The organism is Lentzea sp. NPDC054927 (genome assembly GCF_053610285.1).
On sequence record NZ_JBSGXZ010000014.1, the window covers coordinates 40,473 to 56,714 of the forward strand.

Sequence of the window (16,242 nt, forward strand, 5' to 3'; positions counted from 1 at the left end):
GCTAGAGGGCGGCGAGGCGCTCGCGAAGCGTGTCGAGGCCCATCGAGCCCATCTCCAGGGCTTCCTTGTGGAACTGCTTGAGGTCGAACGACGCGCCCTTGCGTGCCTTGACGTCGTCGCGGGCGGCCAGCCACAGGCGCTCGCCGAGCTTGTACGCCGGCGCCTGACCTGGCCAGCCGAGGTAGCGGTCGATCTCGTCGCGGGACGCCGCGGGCTCCTGCAGCGTGCGGGTCAGCAGGAACTCGAGGCCCAGCTCCGGGGTCCAGCGCTCGCCGGGGTGGAAGCCGGTGCCGGCGGGGATCTCGAGTTCCAGGTGCATGCCGATGTCGATGATCACGCGGGCCGCGCGGAACAGGTGCGCGTCCAGCATCCCGAGCAGGTCGCCGTCGTCGTCGAGGTAGCCGAGTTCGCGCATGAGGCGTTCCGAGTACAGCGCCCAGCCCTCGCCGTGGCCCGACACCCAGCACATGAGGCGCTGGAAGTCGTTCAGCGTCTGCGACTGGTACACCGCCGTCGCGCACTGGAGGTGATGGCCCGGCACGCCCTCGTGGTAGACCGTCGACGTCTCGCGCCAGGTCGGGAACACCGACTTGCCCTCGGCGATCGACCACCACATGCGGCCGGGGCGGGAGAAGTCGGCGGTCGGCGGCGTGTAGTAGGCGCCGACGCCGCCGCCGGGCGGGGCGATCTTGCACTCGAGGTTCATCAGCGCGTCCGGCAGGTCGAAGTGCACGTCGCGCAGGTCGAGCAGGGCCTTGTCGGACAGTTCCTGCATCCACGCCCGCAGCCCGTCCTGGCCGTGCACCTGGTAGCGCGGGTGCTCGTCGAGGTACGCGGCGGTCTCGGCCAGGGTCGCGCCCGGCTTCAGGCGGGCGGCGACCTTCTTCATCTCGGCCTCGATGCCGAGGAACTCCTCCCAGCCCCACTCGTAGGCCTCGGCCAGGTCGAGCTTCGAGCCGGTGAAGTAGCGCGAGCCGAGGCGGTACTTCTCCTCGCCGACGGCGTCCTTCGCCGGCGCCTGGGGAGCGAGCGTCGTGCGCAGGAAGGAAGCGAACTCGGCGTAGGCGGAGGAAGCGGCGGCGGCACCGGCGTCCAAAGAGGAACGAACCGCACCGTCGACGTCGGCCGACGCGGCGAACGAGGTGAAGAACGTCGAAGACCAGACGTCGCACTGTTCGGCGACCTTGGTCACCTGGCGCAGCGCGGAAACGTGACCACGGGAAGCGGCGTGCGAGAGAGAGGCGCGGAGACCTTCGAGAGAGGCGGGCACGGCGGAAAGACGACGTCCGATCGTGGCCCAGTCATCGGGCGTGTCGGTCGGCATCTGGTCGAAGATGTCGCGCACCGACTGGATCGGGCTCGCGATCACGTTCAGCGCGGACTCGACCTCGCCCGCCTCATAACGCTCGTGCTCGAGACCCGTCCGTTCCAGGAAGACGGCTCGTGCGGCCTCCTCCGAGGCATCCGCGGGCTGGGCGGCCGTGATGTCGGCGAGCGCGCGGACGGCGAGTTCGTCGCGCGCCGCGTGGCCTTCCGGCGAAAGGTCCGTCAGCTGGTCGTCGGACCCCGCGAAGCCCAGGTTGGTCGCGGTGATCGGGTCCAGAGCAACGTAGTCGCTGACGAACTTGTTGCTGATGTCGTGCACGGATGCCATGCGCCCAGACGCTACCTCGCGCCTCTCGACACCAAAAGGTAGTTAGTCAAGCTCACGACTAATGGGGGGACTGCGTCGTTTGGACCGTGCTGGCAGGATGTCCGCCGTGCGTCGTTCCCGGGCAGTTCTGCTGCCGGTCTTCTTGCTGCTCACCCTGTTTTCGCTGAGCGGTTGCGTTCGCGTGTACGCGGCCATGGCCGTGTCCGACGACGACCGCATCTCCGGGGAGATCGTCGCGGCCACTCCGCCCACGCAGGACAACGACCCCGGCCCGCAGCTCAAGGTGCCGCCGGAGCTCGCCAGCCGGGTCACCACCAAGCCGTACCGGGTGGAGTCCTACGCCGGTACGCAGCTGTTCTTCAACGGCCTGTCGTTCGACGAGATGCGCACGCTCTCCATGTCGACCAGCTCGTCGAACAGCCGCTACAGCATGAACTTCCGCCGGTCGGGTGATCTTGTCACGCTGTCGGGGTCGGTCGACCTGACCCAGGTGCCGGTGGAACGCGCGGACATCCAGGTCAAGGTGAGCTTCCCCGGCAAGATCGTGAACACCAACGGCCGCGAGGAGGAGAACAACACGATCGCGTGGTCTCCGAAACCCGGTCAGGCGTCGATGCTCCAGGCGACCGTGCAGTACGCGGGTGAGAACTCCAGCTCGTTCTTCGGCTGGGCGCTGCTCGTCGCCGGGCTCACCGGCGGGGCCGCGCTGATCGTCGTCGTGCTCGCCCTCATCGCGCACAAGCGCAACGTGTCGGTTTAGGCGCGCGCCACCAAACCCAAGCGCCCCAGCACTTCCTTCGTGGCCTTCGACCGGTTCATCGTGTAGAAGTGCAGCGCCGGAACACCTTCGTCGAGCAACCGCTGGCACATCTCGGTCGCGATGTCGATGCCGGTCGCGCGGAACCCCGCGACGTCGTCCGCGTACGGCTCCAGCCTGCGCGCGACGTCGAGCGGCAGGTCGGCACCGGACAGCTCCACGATCTTGGACAGTCCGCGCGGCGACAGCATCGGCATGATCCCCGGCAGGATCGCGGCCGGGCAGCCGGCGTCGGCCACGCGGTCACGCATCCTCAGGAACGGCTCCGGCGCGTGGAACAGCTGCGCCACCGCGTAGTCCGCGCCCGCGTTGAGCTTGCGCAGCAGGTACTTCAGGTCGGTGTCGAGGTCGCCGGAGCGCGGGTGCCCATAAGGGAACGCCGCCACGCCCACGCAGAAGTCGCCGAGCTCGCGGACCAGCCGCACCAGTTCGTCGGCGTAGTTGAGGCCCTTCGGGTGCGCCACCCACTCGCCCATCGGGTCGCCGGGAGGGTCGCCGCGCAGTGCGAGAACGTTGCGCACGCCGATCGCCGCGTACCAGCCGATCACGTTGCGCAGCTCGGCCACCGAGTGGTCGACGGCGGTCAGGTGGGCGACCGGCAGCAGCGTCGTCTCCTGGGCGATGCGGCCGGTGGCGCGGATCGTGCGGTCCCGGCGCGACCCGCCGGCGCCGTAGGTGATCGACACGAACGCCGGGTCGAGGCCTTCCAGCTCGCGGACGGCCTTCCAGAGGATCTTCTCGTCCTCGGCGTCCCGCGGCGGCAGGAACTCGACCGAGAACTTGGGGGACTGCCCTTGCAGCCGCTCCACCACCGACGTCATACGACCAAGCCTAGTGGCATTTCCGCTAGGTGAGATATCAGCTCACGATGTGGTACGCGGCCCCCGGCATGCGGGTGGCCCCGGACACAGCGGACCATGGAGACGTGTCCCACCACCCAATCGACGTCGCCCTTCCCCAGCACGTCGACGAAGCGCTGACCACGTACCTGGCCTCCCGGCGCGCGTCCGGCGAGGCGATGGACCCGAGCTTCGCGAGTGCGGTGGACGCGCTCTCCGATTTCGTACTGGGCGGTGGCAAGCGCATCCGCCCGACCTACGCGTGGTGGGGCTGGCGCGCGGCGGGCGGCGACCCGGACGGCGAGCTCGCCGACGAGGTGCTCACGGCCGTCAGTTCGCTGGAGCTGATCCAGGCGTGCGCGCTGATCCACGACGACCTGATGGACGCCTCCCACGTGCGCCGGGGCAAGCCGACCGTGCACATCGCGTTCGGCGCGCGGCACCGCGAGCAGGGCTGGCTCGGCTCGTCGGAGCGGTTCGGCATGTCGGCGGCGGTCCTGATCGGCGACATCGCGCTGGCGTGGGCGGACGACATGCTGTTCGCCGCCGGGTTGCCGGCGGAGGTGCTGCGCCGGATGAGCGAGCCGTGGCGGGACATGCGCACCGAGATGCTCGCGGGCCAGTACCTGGACGTGCTGACGCAGGCGCGGGGTGACTCGTCCCCGGACGCGGCGCTGCGGATCGACCGGCTCAAGACGGCCGCGTACACCGTCGAACGGCCGTTGCACATGGGCGCGGCGATGGCGGGTGGCTCACCGGAGCTGATCGACGGGCTGCGGGCGTTCGGTGCCGACATCGGCGTCGCGTTCCAGCTGCGCGACGACCTGCTCGGCGTGTTCGGCGACCCCGAGGTCACCGGCAAGCCCGCCGGCGACGACCTCGCAGAGGGCAAGCGCACGTTGCTCGTGGCGCTGGGCATGCAGTTCGGCGCCGATGTGCTGGACATCGCACTGGGCAAGCCCGACCTCGACCTCGACACCGTCGAAGAGGTCCGGCGCGCGCTCGTGAAGGTCGGCGCCGTCGACGCCGTCGAGGAGCGCATCGAGGAGCTGACCAAGAGCGCGCTGGCCGCTCTCGACGCGGCCGAGGTGGCCGAGCCCGCGGCGACCAAGCTCGCCGATCTCGCGATCAGTTCCACGAAGCGGGCTTTCTGAAGCACCGGGCTTTCGGAACTACAGGGTTGATTAAGTCCTCGTGACCAGTGTGGCCCGTTGCTTGCTGACGCCTTCGCGCCTTGTGCAACGATGTTCGGGCGATGGCAGCAACTCCGTCCCTACCCCGCACGAGCTCCGAGGCATCTCCACAGGAGCTTTCACCTGTCGTGCGCACGAACACCTACGCCATCCCCATCCGCACCACCATGCTCGGCCTGCTGGGCGTGGCGCTGATCGCGCTGGGCGGCATGGGTGCGGGCGCGATCCTCGAACGTGATCCGCTGCTCGCCCAGGTCGGGCTGAGCTGGCTGCGCTACGGCCACGGTCACGACCTCGCCAGCATGGTGCTGTACCTGGGGCTGGGCCTCGTCGTCTGGGCGTGGGTCCGGCTCGGCAGGCTCGTCCGGTGGGGTGAGATCGGCGACTTCGCGGTGCTGGTCGCGGTGACGGTCTGGACGTTGCCGCTGCTCTTCGCGCCGCCGCTGTTCAGCAAGGACATCTACAGCTACCTCGCACAGGGCCAGCTCGCGCTGACCGGCTACGACCCGTACACGGTCGGCCCGGCGGTGCTGCAGAGCACGCTCAGCGAGAACGTCAGCTGGGTGTGGCAGCACACGCCGGCGCCGTACGGGCCGCTGTTCATCCTGGTCGCGAAGGCGATCGTGTGGGCGACGAACGCGAGCGTGATCCTCGGTGTCGTCGCGATGCGGCTCGCGCTCGCGGGCGGCCTCGTGCTGCTGTGCTGGGCACTGCCGGGCCTGAGCCGGCACCTCGGCGGCAAGTCGGCGGTCGCGCTGTGGCTGGTGGCCGCGAACCCGTTGCTGCTGATCCACCTGGTCGGCGGCGCGCACAACGACCTGCTGATGATCGGGCTGATGGCCGCGGGCGTGCTGCTGGTGCTCGACCGCAGGCACGTGCTCGGTTTCGTGCTGCTCGCGCTCGCGTTCTCGGTGAAGGCGACGGCGATCGTGATCGTGCCGTTCCTCGTCTGGATCTGGGCGGCGCGGCTCGAGGGCGACAAGCGCGCCCAGTTCCGCAAGGCGCTGCTGCCCGGCCTGGTGGCGTTCCTCGGCACGTTCGCCGTGTGCACGCTGGCCGCCGGGGTGAGCCTCGGCTGGATCCCGGCGCTGCGCAGCTCGTCGATGATCATCAACTGGCTGTCGATCCCGAGCGCGGTCGGCGACTTCGTGCGCATGATCGTGAACTGGTTCGTCTACGTCGACGGCGGCATCTTCATCGGCGTCGCGCGGGCGCTCGGCTCGGTGGTGCTGATCTGGATCGCGTACACCCAGTGGTGGGCGGCGCGCGACGGCGACGTCCGCGACGGCATCCGGCGCGGCACGCTGACGATGCTGGCCGTGGCGCTGCTCTCCCCCGCGACGCTGCCGTGGTACTTCAGCTGGCCGCTGGCGCTCGCCGCCGGGTTCGCGTGGAGCACGGGCGCGCTGGTGACGATGACGATCGCGTCGGTGTTCCTGTTGCTGGTGACGTTCCCGAACGGCGACACGGCCCTGTACTCGTGGGGCTACCTGTTCTTCGCGCTGCTGGTGTCGGTGCTGGCGGCGCGCTCCTTGGTGAAGCCGGACCCGTTCGGCCTGTCCACCCGTTACGAATGAGCGCCGGCACAGCCAGCCTGGCCTCCGCCTACGCCGCCTGCCGCCGGGTGAACGCGCGGTACGGCAAGACGTTCTTCCTGGCCACGACCCTGCTGCGACCCGAACAGCGGCCCGCGGTGCACGCGCTGTACGCGTTCGCGCGGTGGGCCGACGAAATCGTCGACGCCGCCGGGGTCGACGACCGCCAAGGCGAGCTGGACCGCCTGGAACGACTCCTCGACGGTCACATCACAAGCAGGCACATCACAAGCAGGCACATCACGAGCAGGCACATCACGAGCAGGGCCCCTTCGAACCCGGTCCTGCACGCGCTGGCGGACACGACGCGCCGCTACGACATCGACCGGTCGCTGTTCACGGACTTCCTGGCGTCGATGCGGATGGACCTCGACGTCACCGAGTACGCGGATCTCGACGCGCTCGGCGTCTACATGCACGGCTCGGCCGAGGTCATCGGGCTGCAGATGCTGCCGGTGCTCGGCACCGTCGTGCCCCGCGAGGACGCCGAACCGTACGCGGCGCGGCTCGGGGTGGCGTTCCAGCTGACGAACTTCCTGCGCGACGTCGGCGAGGACCTCGACCGCGGCCGGGTCTACCTGCCGCAGGACGTCCTCGGCGCGCACGGCGTCGACCGCGACCTATTGCAATGGTGTCGTCGTCATCGGCGCGCAAACGACCGGGTGCAACGGGCCCTCGACGACCTCGTCGCCCACTCATATGCGATATATCAGTCGGCCGAGCCGGGGATCGCGATGCTGTCGCCGTCGTCGCGGCCGTGCATGCAGACTGCATACATGCTGTATCGCGACATTCTCGCGCTCATCGGCTGCGAGGTGCTGTGGCAGCGGGTGGCCGTGCCGAACACCAGGAGGCTCGCGGTGGCAGTGCCCGGAGCCGGCCGGGCACTGCTAGCGCGTGCGATGACGAGATGAGCCCCGCTTTAGATCAGGACCACTCCGACGATGTTGGACGTCGCGGAGGCGTAAACGCTCGTGCCGGGGAAGTAGAGGCGCAGATCAGCGGACGCGTCGATGGTGAGCTTCGCGGTGAACGTCGCGTTCGGCTGGCAGTTCTTGGTGTAGATGCTGCTCCAGGCAGAGGCACCGACCCTGACCTGGGCGAACACGTCGAGTCCGAGCGTCAGCTGACGGTCACTGCTCCGGGCACCGCCCTGGGCGCCGAGCTTGCCCTTGATCTGGAGCTGGTTGCCCTTCTTCAGCTTGACCTGGGCGCCGCCCGCGTCGAGTTCCAGCGTGGTCGGCTTGGCGTGCACGGCCGGGGCCGCGCTGGAGATTCCAGGCGCCAGCAACAGTCCGACCGAGGTGAGACAGGCAAGCAGAGTCTTGGTGATCATGTGCACCAGTTCAGAGGTTCCAGGCGTCTCTCGCATGCCGAGACGCCTGGAACCGCTGCTTCGGGTGAACTAGAAGCCCATGGCTTGGGCGCGTCGCTTTACCTCACGCCCACGGTCACCGCGCAATGCTTCGATCGGAGTGCCAGGGAGGCTTTCGTCCTCCGTGAAGAGCCAGCGCAGAATCTCGTCCGTGGAGAAGTTCTGGTCGCGCAGCACCGTGATGGTGCCGGGCAGACCCTTCACCACGGATGCGGCGGCGAGGAATGCTTCGGGAACGACGAGGACGCCGTCCCGCCGCACGGCGAGCAGTTGCCCGTCGCGCAGCAGTTGGTGGACCCGGGTGACCGGAAGTCCCATTCGGTCGGCCACCTCGGGGAGAGGAAGAACCTCCAGGTCGGCAGCCAATACATCCGCAGCGGCAGGAATCGCACTCACGGGGGTCACGATGCCATAACCGAACTGGGAACGCCCTTCCGCCAACCGGGTCATCCTGAGCTTTACCATCTCGCACTGTGGAGAGGTCGGTTTCGAACGTGATGGGTGGACTGCTGGAGCAGCGCTACCGGGTGGACTCCGTGCTCGCGCGCGGTGGCATGTCCACCGTCTATCGAGGTCGCGACACTCGCCTCGATCGCGATGTGGCCATCAAGGTGATGGATCCGCACCTGACGGCGGACCCGGCGTTTGTCGCGCGGTTCGAGCGTGAGGCACGCGCGGCGGCCCAGTTGCATCACCCTGCCGTGGTGTCGGTGCACGACCAGGGCGTCGACGGTGACCAGGTGTACCTGGTGATGGAGCTGATCGACGGCGGCAACCTCCGTGACCTGCTCAATCAGCGCGGCAAGCTGCCTCCCGCCATCGCGTTGAGCATCCTCGGCCCGGTGCTGTCGGCGTTGGGCGCCGCGCATCGCGCCGGGCTGGTGCACCGCGACGTGAAGCCGGAGAACGTGCTGATCGGGCCTGGTGGCCAGGTGAAGGTGGCGGACTTCGGGCTGGCCAGGGCGATCGCCGAGAACGGTGTCACCAGTGACAGCGAGATCCTCGGCACAGTTGCCTATCTGTCACCTGAACAGGTGGAAACCGGCGCCGCGGACGCACGCAGTGACGTCTACTCGGCCGGCATCGTGCTCTACGAGATGCTGGCGGGGCAGGCCCCGTACCGCGGCGAGACGCCCATCTCGGTGGCCTACCAGCACGTGAACTCGGACGTGCCGTCGGTTCCGGAGATCCCGCTGGCGCTCGACACGCTGGTGCGCAAGTCGACGCGGCGTGACCCGTCGCTGCGGCCGGCCAACGCCGACGGGTTCCTCGGCGAACTCGAGCGCGTGGGCGCGGAGCTGGGACTCACGCCGCAGCCGGTGCCCGTTCCCGGCACGGCACCCGAGAACGACAGGACCGTCGTCATGCGACCGGTCCCGGTCTCGGTCGGCGCCACTCCCCCGTCGGTCGCCGAGGCGACCAGGCCGGTGACACCGCCCGCGGCGATGACCGCGGTGATTTCCCACGGGATGTCCCCAGGCATGACGACCGTCAGCACCGGCCCGCCGACGCCGCCTCCCGGCATCGCCGGCACGCGCGCGATGCAGCGGCCCGAACAGCCACGCCGCCGTCCACCGCAGAAGAAGAAACCCAAGGTCGACCCGGTCGAGGAAGAGCGCAAGCGGCGCAAGCGGCTCTTCATCATCTGGGGCTCCGTGGTCGCCGTGCTGGCGCTGATCGTCGGCCTGTTCGCCTGGTACCTCGGTGCGGGCCGCTGGACGGTGGTGCCGGCGGTGGTCGGCCAGTCCGAGCAGAACGCGGTGCGGCTGATGCAGACCGCGGACCTGACGGCGCTGATCGAGAAGGTGCCGTCGGACGACGTGCCGAACGGCCAGGTCATCAGCACCGACCCCGGCTCGGACGTGGAGCTGCGCAAGGGCCAGTCGGTGAAGATCGTCGTGTCGCGCGGCAAGCCCCTGGTGCCGTTCATCAACGTCGGTGCCGAGGTGGACGCCGCGACCAAGGAGATCGAGGCAGCGGGTCTGAAGGCGGTCAGGGACCCTGCCAAAGACGCGTTCCACGACACCGTGCCGATCGGCAAGGTCGTGGCACTGGACCCGCGGCCAGGCACCGCCCTCAAGCTCAACACCCCGGTGACCCTCGTGCTCAGCAAGGGACCGTCGCCGCGCACGCCGGTGCCGAACGTGGCGGGCAAGACGAAGGACGAGGCGTTCGCCGAGCTGCAGCGCGCCGGGCTCGAGCCGGTCGAGGCGGGTGGCGAGGACGCCGCCGAGAACGGCGAGTCGCGCGTGGCGCGGACGGATCCGCCCGCGGGCACGGTGCTGGAAGGCACGGGGAACAAGCGCGTCACCGTGTTCTTCCAGAACAACCGCGAGGTCGAGGTCCCCGACGTGACCAGGCAGAAGGTGCGCGACGCCAAGGAAGAGCTCGAGAGGGCCGGCCTGAAGGTGAAGGTCGAGTTCAACAAGAACGGCAACGCGACCGTCGTGAACCAGTCGATCCCGCCGCGCACCCGCGTGCAGCGCGGTACGGAGATCACGATCGTCGGCCTCTAGCCAGGGCAAAGCGAAGGGCCCCGCGTTCTCGACGCGGGGCCCTTCGTTCTTCAGCTCGTCTTCAGGAAGAGTGTCGAGAACTCGCTACGAGCGGAGCATCTCGGCGACGAGGAACGCGAGCTCGAGCGACTGCTGCGTGTTCAGGCGCGGGTCGCACGCCGTCTCGTAGCGGCCGGCGAGGTCGTCGTCGGAGATCTCCTGGGCGCCACCGAGGCATTCGGTGACGTCCTCGCCCGTGAGCTCGATGTGGATGCCACCGGGGTGCGTGCCGAGGCGGCGGTGCACCTCGAAGAAGCCCTGGACCTCGTCGACGATGCGGTCGAAGTGCCGGGTCTTGTAGCCGGTGGACGACTCGTGCGTGTTGCCGTGCATCGGGTCGCACTGCCAGATGACCTTGTGGCCGGAGGCTTCGACCTTCTCGATGATGCCGGGGAGCACGTCGCGCACCTTCTGGTTGCCCATGCGCGAGATGAGCGTGAGACGGCCCGGCTCGTTGCGCGGGTCGAGGCGCTCGACGTACTCGACGGCCATCTCGGGCGACGTCGTCGGGCCGATCTTCAGGCCGATCGGGTTCGACAGCATCTCCGCGAACGCGATGTGCGCGCCGTCGAGCTGACGGGTGCGCTCACCGATCCACACGAAGTGCGACGACAGGTCGTACAGCCTGGGCTCGTCGCGCGTCGTGTCGAGGCGGAGCAGCGCGCGCTCGTAGTCGAGGAGCAGCGCCTCGTGCGAGGCGAAGATCTCCGTGCCGTGCAGCGACTGGTCGTTCACGCCGCACGCCGACATGAACTTCAGGCCGCGGTCGATCTCGCCGGCCAGGGCCTCGTAGCGCTCGCCCGCGGGCGAGGTGCGCACGAAGTCGCGGTTCCAGTCGTGCACCCGGTGCAGGTCGGCGAGACCCGCGCCGGTGAGCGCCCGCAGCAGGTTCATGGCCGCGCCGGCGTTCGCGTAGGCGCGGATCATGCGGCCGGGGTCGGCCACGCGGGCCTCGGGCGTCGCGACCAGGGAGTTGATGATGTCGCCGCGGTAGGACGGCAGGCCGAGCGCGTCGATGCCCGACGAACGCGGCTTGGCGTACTGGCCGGCGATGCGGCCGACCTTCACCACCGGAAGGCTCGCGCCGTAGGTCAGCACGACGGCCATCTGCAGCAGGGTCCGGATGTTCGCGCGGATGTGCGGCTCGGTGTTGTCAGCGAACGTCTCCGCGCAGTCACCGCCCTGCAGGAGAAACGCCTCACCGTTCGCGACCTGCGCCAGTTGCGTGTGCAGCCGGTCGATCTCGGCGGGCACGGTGATCGGCGGCACGCTCTCGAGCACGGTCCGCACGCGACGCACCTGTTCGGCGTCGGGCCATTCGGGCTGCTGGGCAGCCGGGCGCGACAGGGCGTCGTCCAGGCGCTTGCGCATCTCGGGAGGCAGCGGCGGAAGCTCGGGAAGCGTGTCGATGGGCACGTCCACGGTCCAGTTCACGCTGCTCATCCTAGTTGTCCCACACTGAGAGACCGGGCCGGGCCTGTCAGCGGATTCCGGTGGGTGGTCCGGCGGGGTGAAGTCTGTTACTTGTCAACTATCGGCCTCTGCCCTATTGAGACGTCGCACTGCATGATGTGGGCCATGAACGCCACCCGATTGGATGACGGCACCGCGACCCGGCTGCTGGGCATCGCGATCGAAAACGTCCAGCGAGACCACCCGGTGCATTGGACGCACGTGATCGACGGCGACGACCGGCTGATACCGCAGCGGGTGCTGCATCCCGTGTTCGCCGGATCGTTCGACTGGCACTCGTGCGTGCACCAGACGTGGCTCGCCGTGCGGTTGCTGCGGCTGCGGCCGTCGCTGGCGGGCGCCGATCTGGCCCGTGACGCGCTGGACAAGCTGATCACGCACGAGAACTGCGCGGTCGAGGCCGCGTTCTTCGCCTCGCCGGCGGGCCGGTACTGGGAGCGGCCGTACGGCTGGGCGTGGCTGCTGCTGCTCGACGCGGAACTGCGGACCTCCGGGCTGCCGTGGTCGGTGGCGCCGATCGCGGACGTGCTGCGCGACCGCTGGCTGGAGTGGGTCTCGGCGGCGCGGCTGCCGATCCGGACCGGCACGCACAGCAACACCGCGTTCGCGACCGGCCTGGTGTTCGACGCCGCCCAGGTGACCGGGGACTTCGAACTGGCTTCCGCGTGCATCGACGCGGCACTGCGGTGGCACCGGGACGAGGTCGCGTACGGCGGGTTCGAGCCGGACGCCGCGGACTTCCTCTCCCCCGCGCTGACGACGGCCGACCTGATGCGCCGCGCGCTGGACGCCCCGGAGTTCGCCGCGTGGCTGGACGCGTACCTGCCGGAGCTCGAGTCGGAACGGTGGCGCGTGCTGCGCGAGCCCTTCCCGGTCGACGACCCCGGCGACCCCTACGGCTCACACCTGGCCGGGCTCGCGTTGTCGCGCGCCTGGAACTGGGAGGCGATCGCCGAAGCGCTGCCGGCCGGCCACCGGTACGTCGAGCTGGCCAGGACCGCTTCGGCCGCGCACCGCGAGGCCGGGTGGACCTACGTGTTCGGCGGGCACGGCTACATGGCTGACCACTGGCTCGGCACGTTCGGCGCCTATCTCGACGTGAAGGCCTTCTGAGCTAATCCCTCCTGACCTGCGCAAACCTCCCTTGCAATGAACGTTTGCGGACGCCCGCAAACGTTCATTGCACAACTGATATATCGGATGTCAGGTTCGCGCGGCGGACGAGGGTGAGCGCGATGCCCGTCGCCGCGGCGTGCACCGACGCGGCGTGCACACGAGGATCGAAGCGGGTGGTCGGCCCGGCGACGCTGACCGCGGCCACGACCGCGCCGTCGTGACCGAGCACCGGTGACGCCACGCACGCCAGCCCGACCCGCGACTCCTCGAACTCGTAGGCCACGCCCGTCTCCCGGATCTCGGCCAGCTGGCGGCGGAGGCGGCCGGGCGTGACCACGGTGCGCGGTGTCCGGCGGTCGAGCGGGGCGGCGAACACCTCGGCGCGCACGGGCAGCGGGGCGTGGGCGAGCAGCGCTTTGCCGATCGCGGTGGCGTGCAGCGGCATGCGGCCGCCGAGCCGGGACGGGGACGACGCCTGCCGATGGCCGCCGATCTTGGCCGCGTAGACGACCTCGTGGCCCTCGCGGAGTCCGAGGTGGACGGTCTCGTGGGTGCGCTCGTAGAGGTCTTCCAGGTACGGCGTGGACACCTCGACCAGGCCGCGTTCGACCGACGCCCGGATGCCCAGCTGGAACAGGTGGCCGCCCAGGCGGTAGCCGCGCCGGCCGCGGTCGAGCAGCCGGGCCTCGACCAGGTCGCCCAGCAGGCGGTGCAGCGTCGCCTTGGACAGGCCGGTGCGCCTGCCCAGTTCCGCGAAGCCGAGCTCGTCGTCGTCGGCACCGAAGGCGTTCAGCACCGACATCACCTTGCCCAGCAGGGTGTTCGGCACGTCGGTCATCACCCGATGGTGCCACGGAGTTCCGCTCACCGGAACTTTGAAGTGTCCACAGCGGTGCCGGCCGAGCCACCATGGCCGGCATGAACAACGTCGGCACGGCAGCGGAGCGGCTCGCCACCGCAGCGAGGGAGCGGGTGCCCTGTGCGCCCGTGCGCGACCTCATCGGCGACGACGAGGCCTACGCGGTCCAGCAGCTCAACATCGCCGCGCGACTGGCCCGTGGCGCCACGGTCGTCGGCCGCAAGATCGGCCTCACCTCGCCGGCCGTCCAGAAGCAGCTCGGCGTCGGCCAGCCGGACTTCGGGGTGCTGCTCGACGACATGGCGTTCAAGGACGGCGACACCCTTCCGACGTCCCGGCTGCTCCAGCCGAAGGTGGAGGCGGAGCTGGCGTTCGTGCTGAAGTCGGATCTCACCGAGGGACCGTTCGACGAGGCGACCGTCGCCAAAGCGGTCGGGTACGTCCGGGCCTCGCTGGAGATCGTGGACAGCCGGGTCAGCGGCTGGGACATCACCTTCGCCGACACGGTGGCGGACAACGCCTCCTCCGGGTTGTTCGTCCTCGGCACCGAGCAGGCGGAGCTGGGCGACGTCGTGCCGAAGGACGTGTCGATGGTGCTCAGCGTCAACGGCGAGGAGCGCTCGACTGGCAACGGCGCCGCCTGCCTGGGCGATCCACTGACCGCGCTCGCCTGGCTCGCCACCATCGCCGTGCGACTCGGAGCTCCGCTCGCGGCCGGTGACGTCGTGCTTAGCGGCGCGCTCGGTCCGATGGTCCCCGTCCAGGCCGGCGACGAAGTCGAGGCAACGATCACCGGACTTGGTGCGGTGCGGGCGAAGTTCGGGACGGAGGCGTGATGAAGGTCGCGGTCATCGGGTCCGGCAACATCGGCACCGACCTCGTCATCAAGGTGCTCGAGCGGTCCACCACGCTGGAGATGGCGGCGCTGGTCGGCATCGACCCCTCGTCGGACGGGCTCGCCAGGGCCCGCGAACTCGGCGTTCCCGCCACGGCACAGGGCATCGACGGTCTCGTCGCGATGCCCGGCTTCGAGGACATCGAGATCGTGTTCGACGCCACCTCCGCGAACGCCCACGAGAAGCACGCCGAAGTCCTTGCCGCACACGGCAAACGCGTCATCGACCTCACTCCGGCCGCGATCGGGCCGATGGTCGTCCCGACGGTGAACCTGCACGAACACCTCGGCGCACCGAACGTCAGCATGGTCACCTGCGGCGGTCAGGCCACGATCCCGATCGTCGCCGCGATCCGGAAGATCACACCCGTGCCGTACGCGGAGATCGTCGCGTCGATCTCGTCCCGCTCGGCCGGCCCCGGCACCCGCGCGAACATCGACGAGTTCACCGAGACGACCGCGCACGCCATCGCCGAGGTCGGTGGCGCGGCCAGGGGCAAGGCCGTCATCGTGCTCAACCCCGCCGACCCGCCGATCACCATGCGCGACACCGTGCTCGCCCTCGTCAACGCATCGGATCCCCAAGCGCACCAACAGATCCGCGAGTCGATCACGGCCATGATCGCCGAGGTGGCCGGCTACGTCCCCGGCTACCGCCTCAAGCAGCCGGTGCAGATCGACCCGATCGAACAACCGCGCACCCTCACCGAAGCACCGGTGACGCACCAGGTCACCGTGCTGCTGGAAGTGGAAGGCGCGGCGGACTACCTGCCTGCCTACGCGGGCAACTTGGACATCATGACCAGCGCCGCCCTCAGGGTCGCGGAAACCATGGCAGTCACACCAACAGCAGCAGGGGCGGTGCGGGCATGAAGATCTACCTCCAGGACGTGACGCTCAGGGACGGCATGCACGCCCTGCGCCACACCATCACCCCGGCGAAGGTCGCCGAGATCGCCAGGGCGCTGGACATCGCCGGGGTCGACGCCGTGGAGGTGTCCCACGGCGACGGCCTCAGCGGCGGCTCGCTCGTCTACGGCCCCGGCAGCCACACCGACTGGGACTGGATCGACGCGGCGGCAGAAGCGTTGACCCACGCCAAACTCACCACGCTGCTGCTGCCCGGCATCGGCACCCTCCACGACCTGAAGCGCGCGCACAGTCTTGGCGTCACGTCTGTACGTGTCGCCACGCACTGCACCGAGGCTGACATCTCCGCGCAGCACATCGCCGGCGCGCGTGACCTCGGCATGGACGTGTCCGGGTTTCTGATGATGAGTCACCTCGCCGAACCACAGGAGCTCGCACGGCAGGCGAAGCTGATGGAGTCGTACGGCGCGCACTGCGTATACGTCACGGATTCCGGCGGCCGTCTGCTCCCCAACGACGTTCGCGACCGTGTGCGTGCCTACCGCGAGGTACTGGACGTCACCACCGAGATAGGCATTCACGCTCATGAGAACCTCTCACTGGCTGTCGCGAACTCGATGACAGCCGTGGAAGAGGGTGTGACGAGAGTGGACGCCTCTCTCGCCGGGCTCGGCGCGGGCGCGGGCAACTGCCCCATCGAACCGTTCACCGCCGTCGCGAACCTCCGCGGCTGGCAGCACAACGCGGACCTGTTCGCGCTGCAGGACGCCGCCGACGACCTCGTCCGCCCGCTCATGGACCGCCCGGTCCGCGTCGACCGCGAGAGCCTGACGCTGGGCTACGCGGGCGTGTACGGCTCGTTCCTGCGCCACGCCGAGACCGCCGCCCGACGCACGGACGTCGATGTCCGGGATCTCCTGCTGGAAGCCGGACGCCGACGCCTGGTGGGCGGTCAGGAGGACATGCTCACCGACATCGCCTTGGACCTCACCCGCTAGCCG

Annotated in this window: 15 protein-coding genes; 9 read left to right on the forward strand and 6 right to left on the reverse strand. The window is 69.4% G+C overall.

The window, feature by feature from the left end; genetic code table 11:
* Position 1 precedes the first annotated feature (1 nt).
* A complete protein-coding gene (locus ACWGE0_RS20745; protein ID WP_452262525.1) occupies positions 2-1,654 on the reverse strand; it encodes a DUF885 domain-containing protein in 1,653 nt (550 codons plus the stop codon).
* A 97-nt stretch (positions 1,655-1,751) separates the two neighbouring features.
* On the opposite strand from ACWGE0_RS20745, the gene ACWGE0_RS20750 reads away from it, so the two are divergent.
* Complete coding sequence (locus ACWGE0_RS20750; RefSeq protein WP_452262526.1) at positions 1,752-2,414, forward strand: DUF3153 domain-containing protein; 663 nt, start codon at positions 1,752-1,754, stop codon at positions 2,412-2,414.
* Here the strand turns inward: ACWGE0_RS20750 and metF are convergent.
* A complete protein-coding gene (metF, locus tag ACWGE0_RS20755; RefSeq protein ID WP_452262527.1) occupies positions 2,411-3,292 on the reverse strand; it encodes a methylenetetrahydrofolate reductase [NAD(P)H] in 882 nt (293 codons plus the stop codon). The two genes, ACWGE0_RS20750 and metF, sit on opposite strands and share 4 nt — an antisense overlap.
* Positions 3,293-3,360: 68 nt before the next feature.
* Between metF and ACWGE0_RS20760 the strand changes: the two genes are divergently transcribed.
* From ACWGE0_RS20760 to ACWGE0_RS20770, 3 genes are all read left to right on the forward strand, one after another.
* Positions 3,361-4,464, forward strand: coding sequence for a polyprenyl synthetase family protein (locus ACWGE0_RS20760; protein ID WP_452262627.1), 1,104 nt, complete (start codon positions 3,361-3,363; stop codon positions 4,462-4,464).
* 167 nt (positions 4,465-4,631) lie between these two features.
* Entirely contained in the window at positions 4,632-6,080 is a 1,449-nt protein-coding gene (gene mptB / locus ACWGE0_RS20765) for a polyprenol phosphomannose-dependent alpha 1,6 mannosyltransferase MptB (RefSeq protein ID WP_452262528.1), read from the forward strand.
* Entirely contained in the window at positions 6,077-7,012 is a 936-nt protein-coding gene (locus tag ACWGE0_RS20770) for a phytoene/squalene synthase family protein (RefSeq protein WP_452262529.1), read from the forward strand. Before mptB ends, ACWGE0_RS20770 begins: the two co-directional genes overlap by 4 nt.
* Positions 7,013-7,020: 8 nt before the next feature.
* On the opposite strand, the gene ACWGE0_RS20775 is transcribed toward ACWGE0_RS20770, so the two are convergent.
* Positions 7,021-7,434 (reverse strand): hypothetical protein, encoded by a 414-nt coding sequence (locus ACWGE0_RS20775; RefSeq protein ID WP_452262530.1) that lies wholly within the window; start codon positions 7,432-7,434, stop codon positions 7,021-7,023.
* A gap of 69 nt (positions 7,435-7,503) precedes the next feature.
* Positions 7,504-7,869: an Rv2175c family DNA-binding protein gene (locus tag ACWGE0_RS20780; protein WP_452262531.1), complete on the reverse strand. Its 366-nt coding sequence runs from the start codon at positions 7,867-7,869 to the stop codon at positions 7,504-7,506.
* Positions 7,870-7,970: 101 nt separating this feature from the next.
* On the opposite strand from ACWGE0_RS20780, the gene pknB reads away from it, so the two are divergent.
* Positions 7,971-9,989, forward strand: coding sequence for a Stk1 family PASTA domain-containing Ser/Thr kinase (gene pknB / locus ACWGE0_RS20785; protein WP_452262628.1), 2,019 nt, complete (start codon positions 7,971-7,973; stop codon positions 9,987-9,989).
* Positions 9,990-10,073: 84 nt separating this feature from the next.
* On the opposite strand, the gene ACWGE0_RS20790 is transcribed toward pknB, so the two are convergent.
* Complete coding sequence (locus ACWGE0_RS20790) at positions 10,074-11,462, reverse strand: class II 3-deoxy-7-phosphoheptulonate synthase (protein WP_452262532.1); 1,389 nt, start codon at positions 11,460-11,462, stop codon at positions 10,074-10,076.
* Positions 11,463-11,606: 144 nt separating this feature from the next.
* Here ACWGE0_RS20790 and ACWGE0_RS20795 point away from each other — a divergent pair, with 144 nt between their 5' ends.
* Positions 11,607-12,614 carry a DUF2891 domain-containing protein gene (locus tag ACWGE0_RS20795; RefSeq protein ID WP_452262533.1) on the forward strand — a complete coding sequence of 336 codons (1,008 nt, stop codon included), beginning with the start codon at positions 11,607-11,609 and terminating at the stop codon, positions 12,612-12,614.
* Positions 12,615-12,678: 64 nt separating this feature from the next.
* On the opposite strand, the gene ACWGE0_RS20800 is transcribed toward ACWGE0_RS20795, so the two are convergent.
* The gene (locus tag ACWGE0_RS20800; protein WP_452262534.1) at positions 12,679-13,455 is read right to left on the reverse strand and encodes an IclR family transcriptional regulator; all 777 of its coding nucleotides are present in this window, start codon (positions 13,453-13,455) and stop codon (positions 12,679-12,681) included.
* 80 nt (positions 13,456-13,535) lie between these two features.
* Here ACWGE0_RS20800 and ACWGE0_RS20805 point away from each other — a divergent pair, with 80 nt between their 5' ends.
* The 3 genes from ACWGE0_RS20805 to dmpG are packed head-to-tail and all read left to right on the forward strand — an operon-like array spanning position 13,536 to position 16,239.
* Positions 13,536-14,312, forward strand: coding sequence for a 2-keto-4-pentenoate hydratase (locus tag ACWGE0_RS20805; protein WP_452262535.1), 777 nt, complete (start codon positions 13,536-13,538; stop codon positions 14,310-14,312).
* Positions 14,312-15,244, forward strand: a complete 933-nt coding sequence (locus ACWGE0_RS20810) for an acetaldehyde dehydrogenase (acetylating) (RefSeq protein WP_452262536.1) — start codon at positions 14,312-14,314, stop codon at positions 15,242-15,244. Before ACWGE0_RS20805 ends, ACWGE0_RS20810 begins: the two co-directional genes overlap by 1 nt.
* Positions 15,241-16,239 (forward strand): 4-hydroxy-2-oxovalerate aldolase, encoded by a 999-nt coding sequence (dmpG, locus tag ACWGE0_RS20815; RefSeq protein WP_452262537.1) that lies wholly within the window; start codon positions 15,241-15,243, stop codon positions 16,237-16,239. The genes ACWGE0_RS20810 and dmpG overlap by 4 nt, the downstream gene beginning before the upstream one ends.
* Positions 16,240-16,242: the final 3 nt, after the last annotated feature.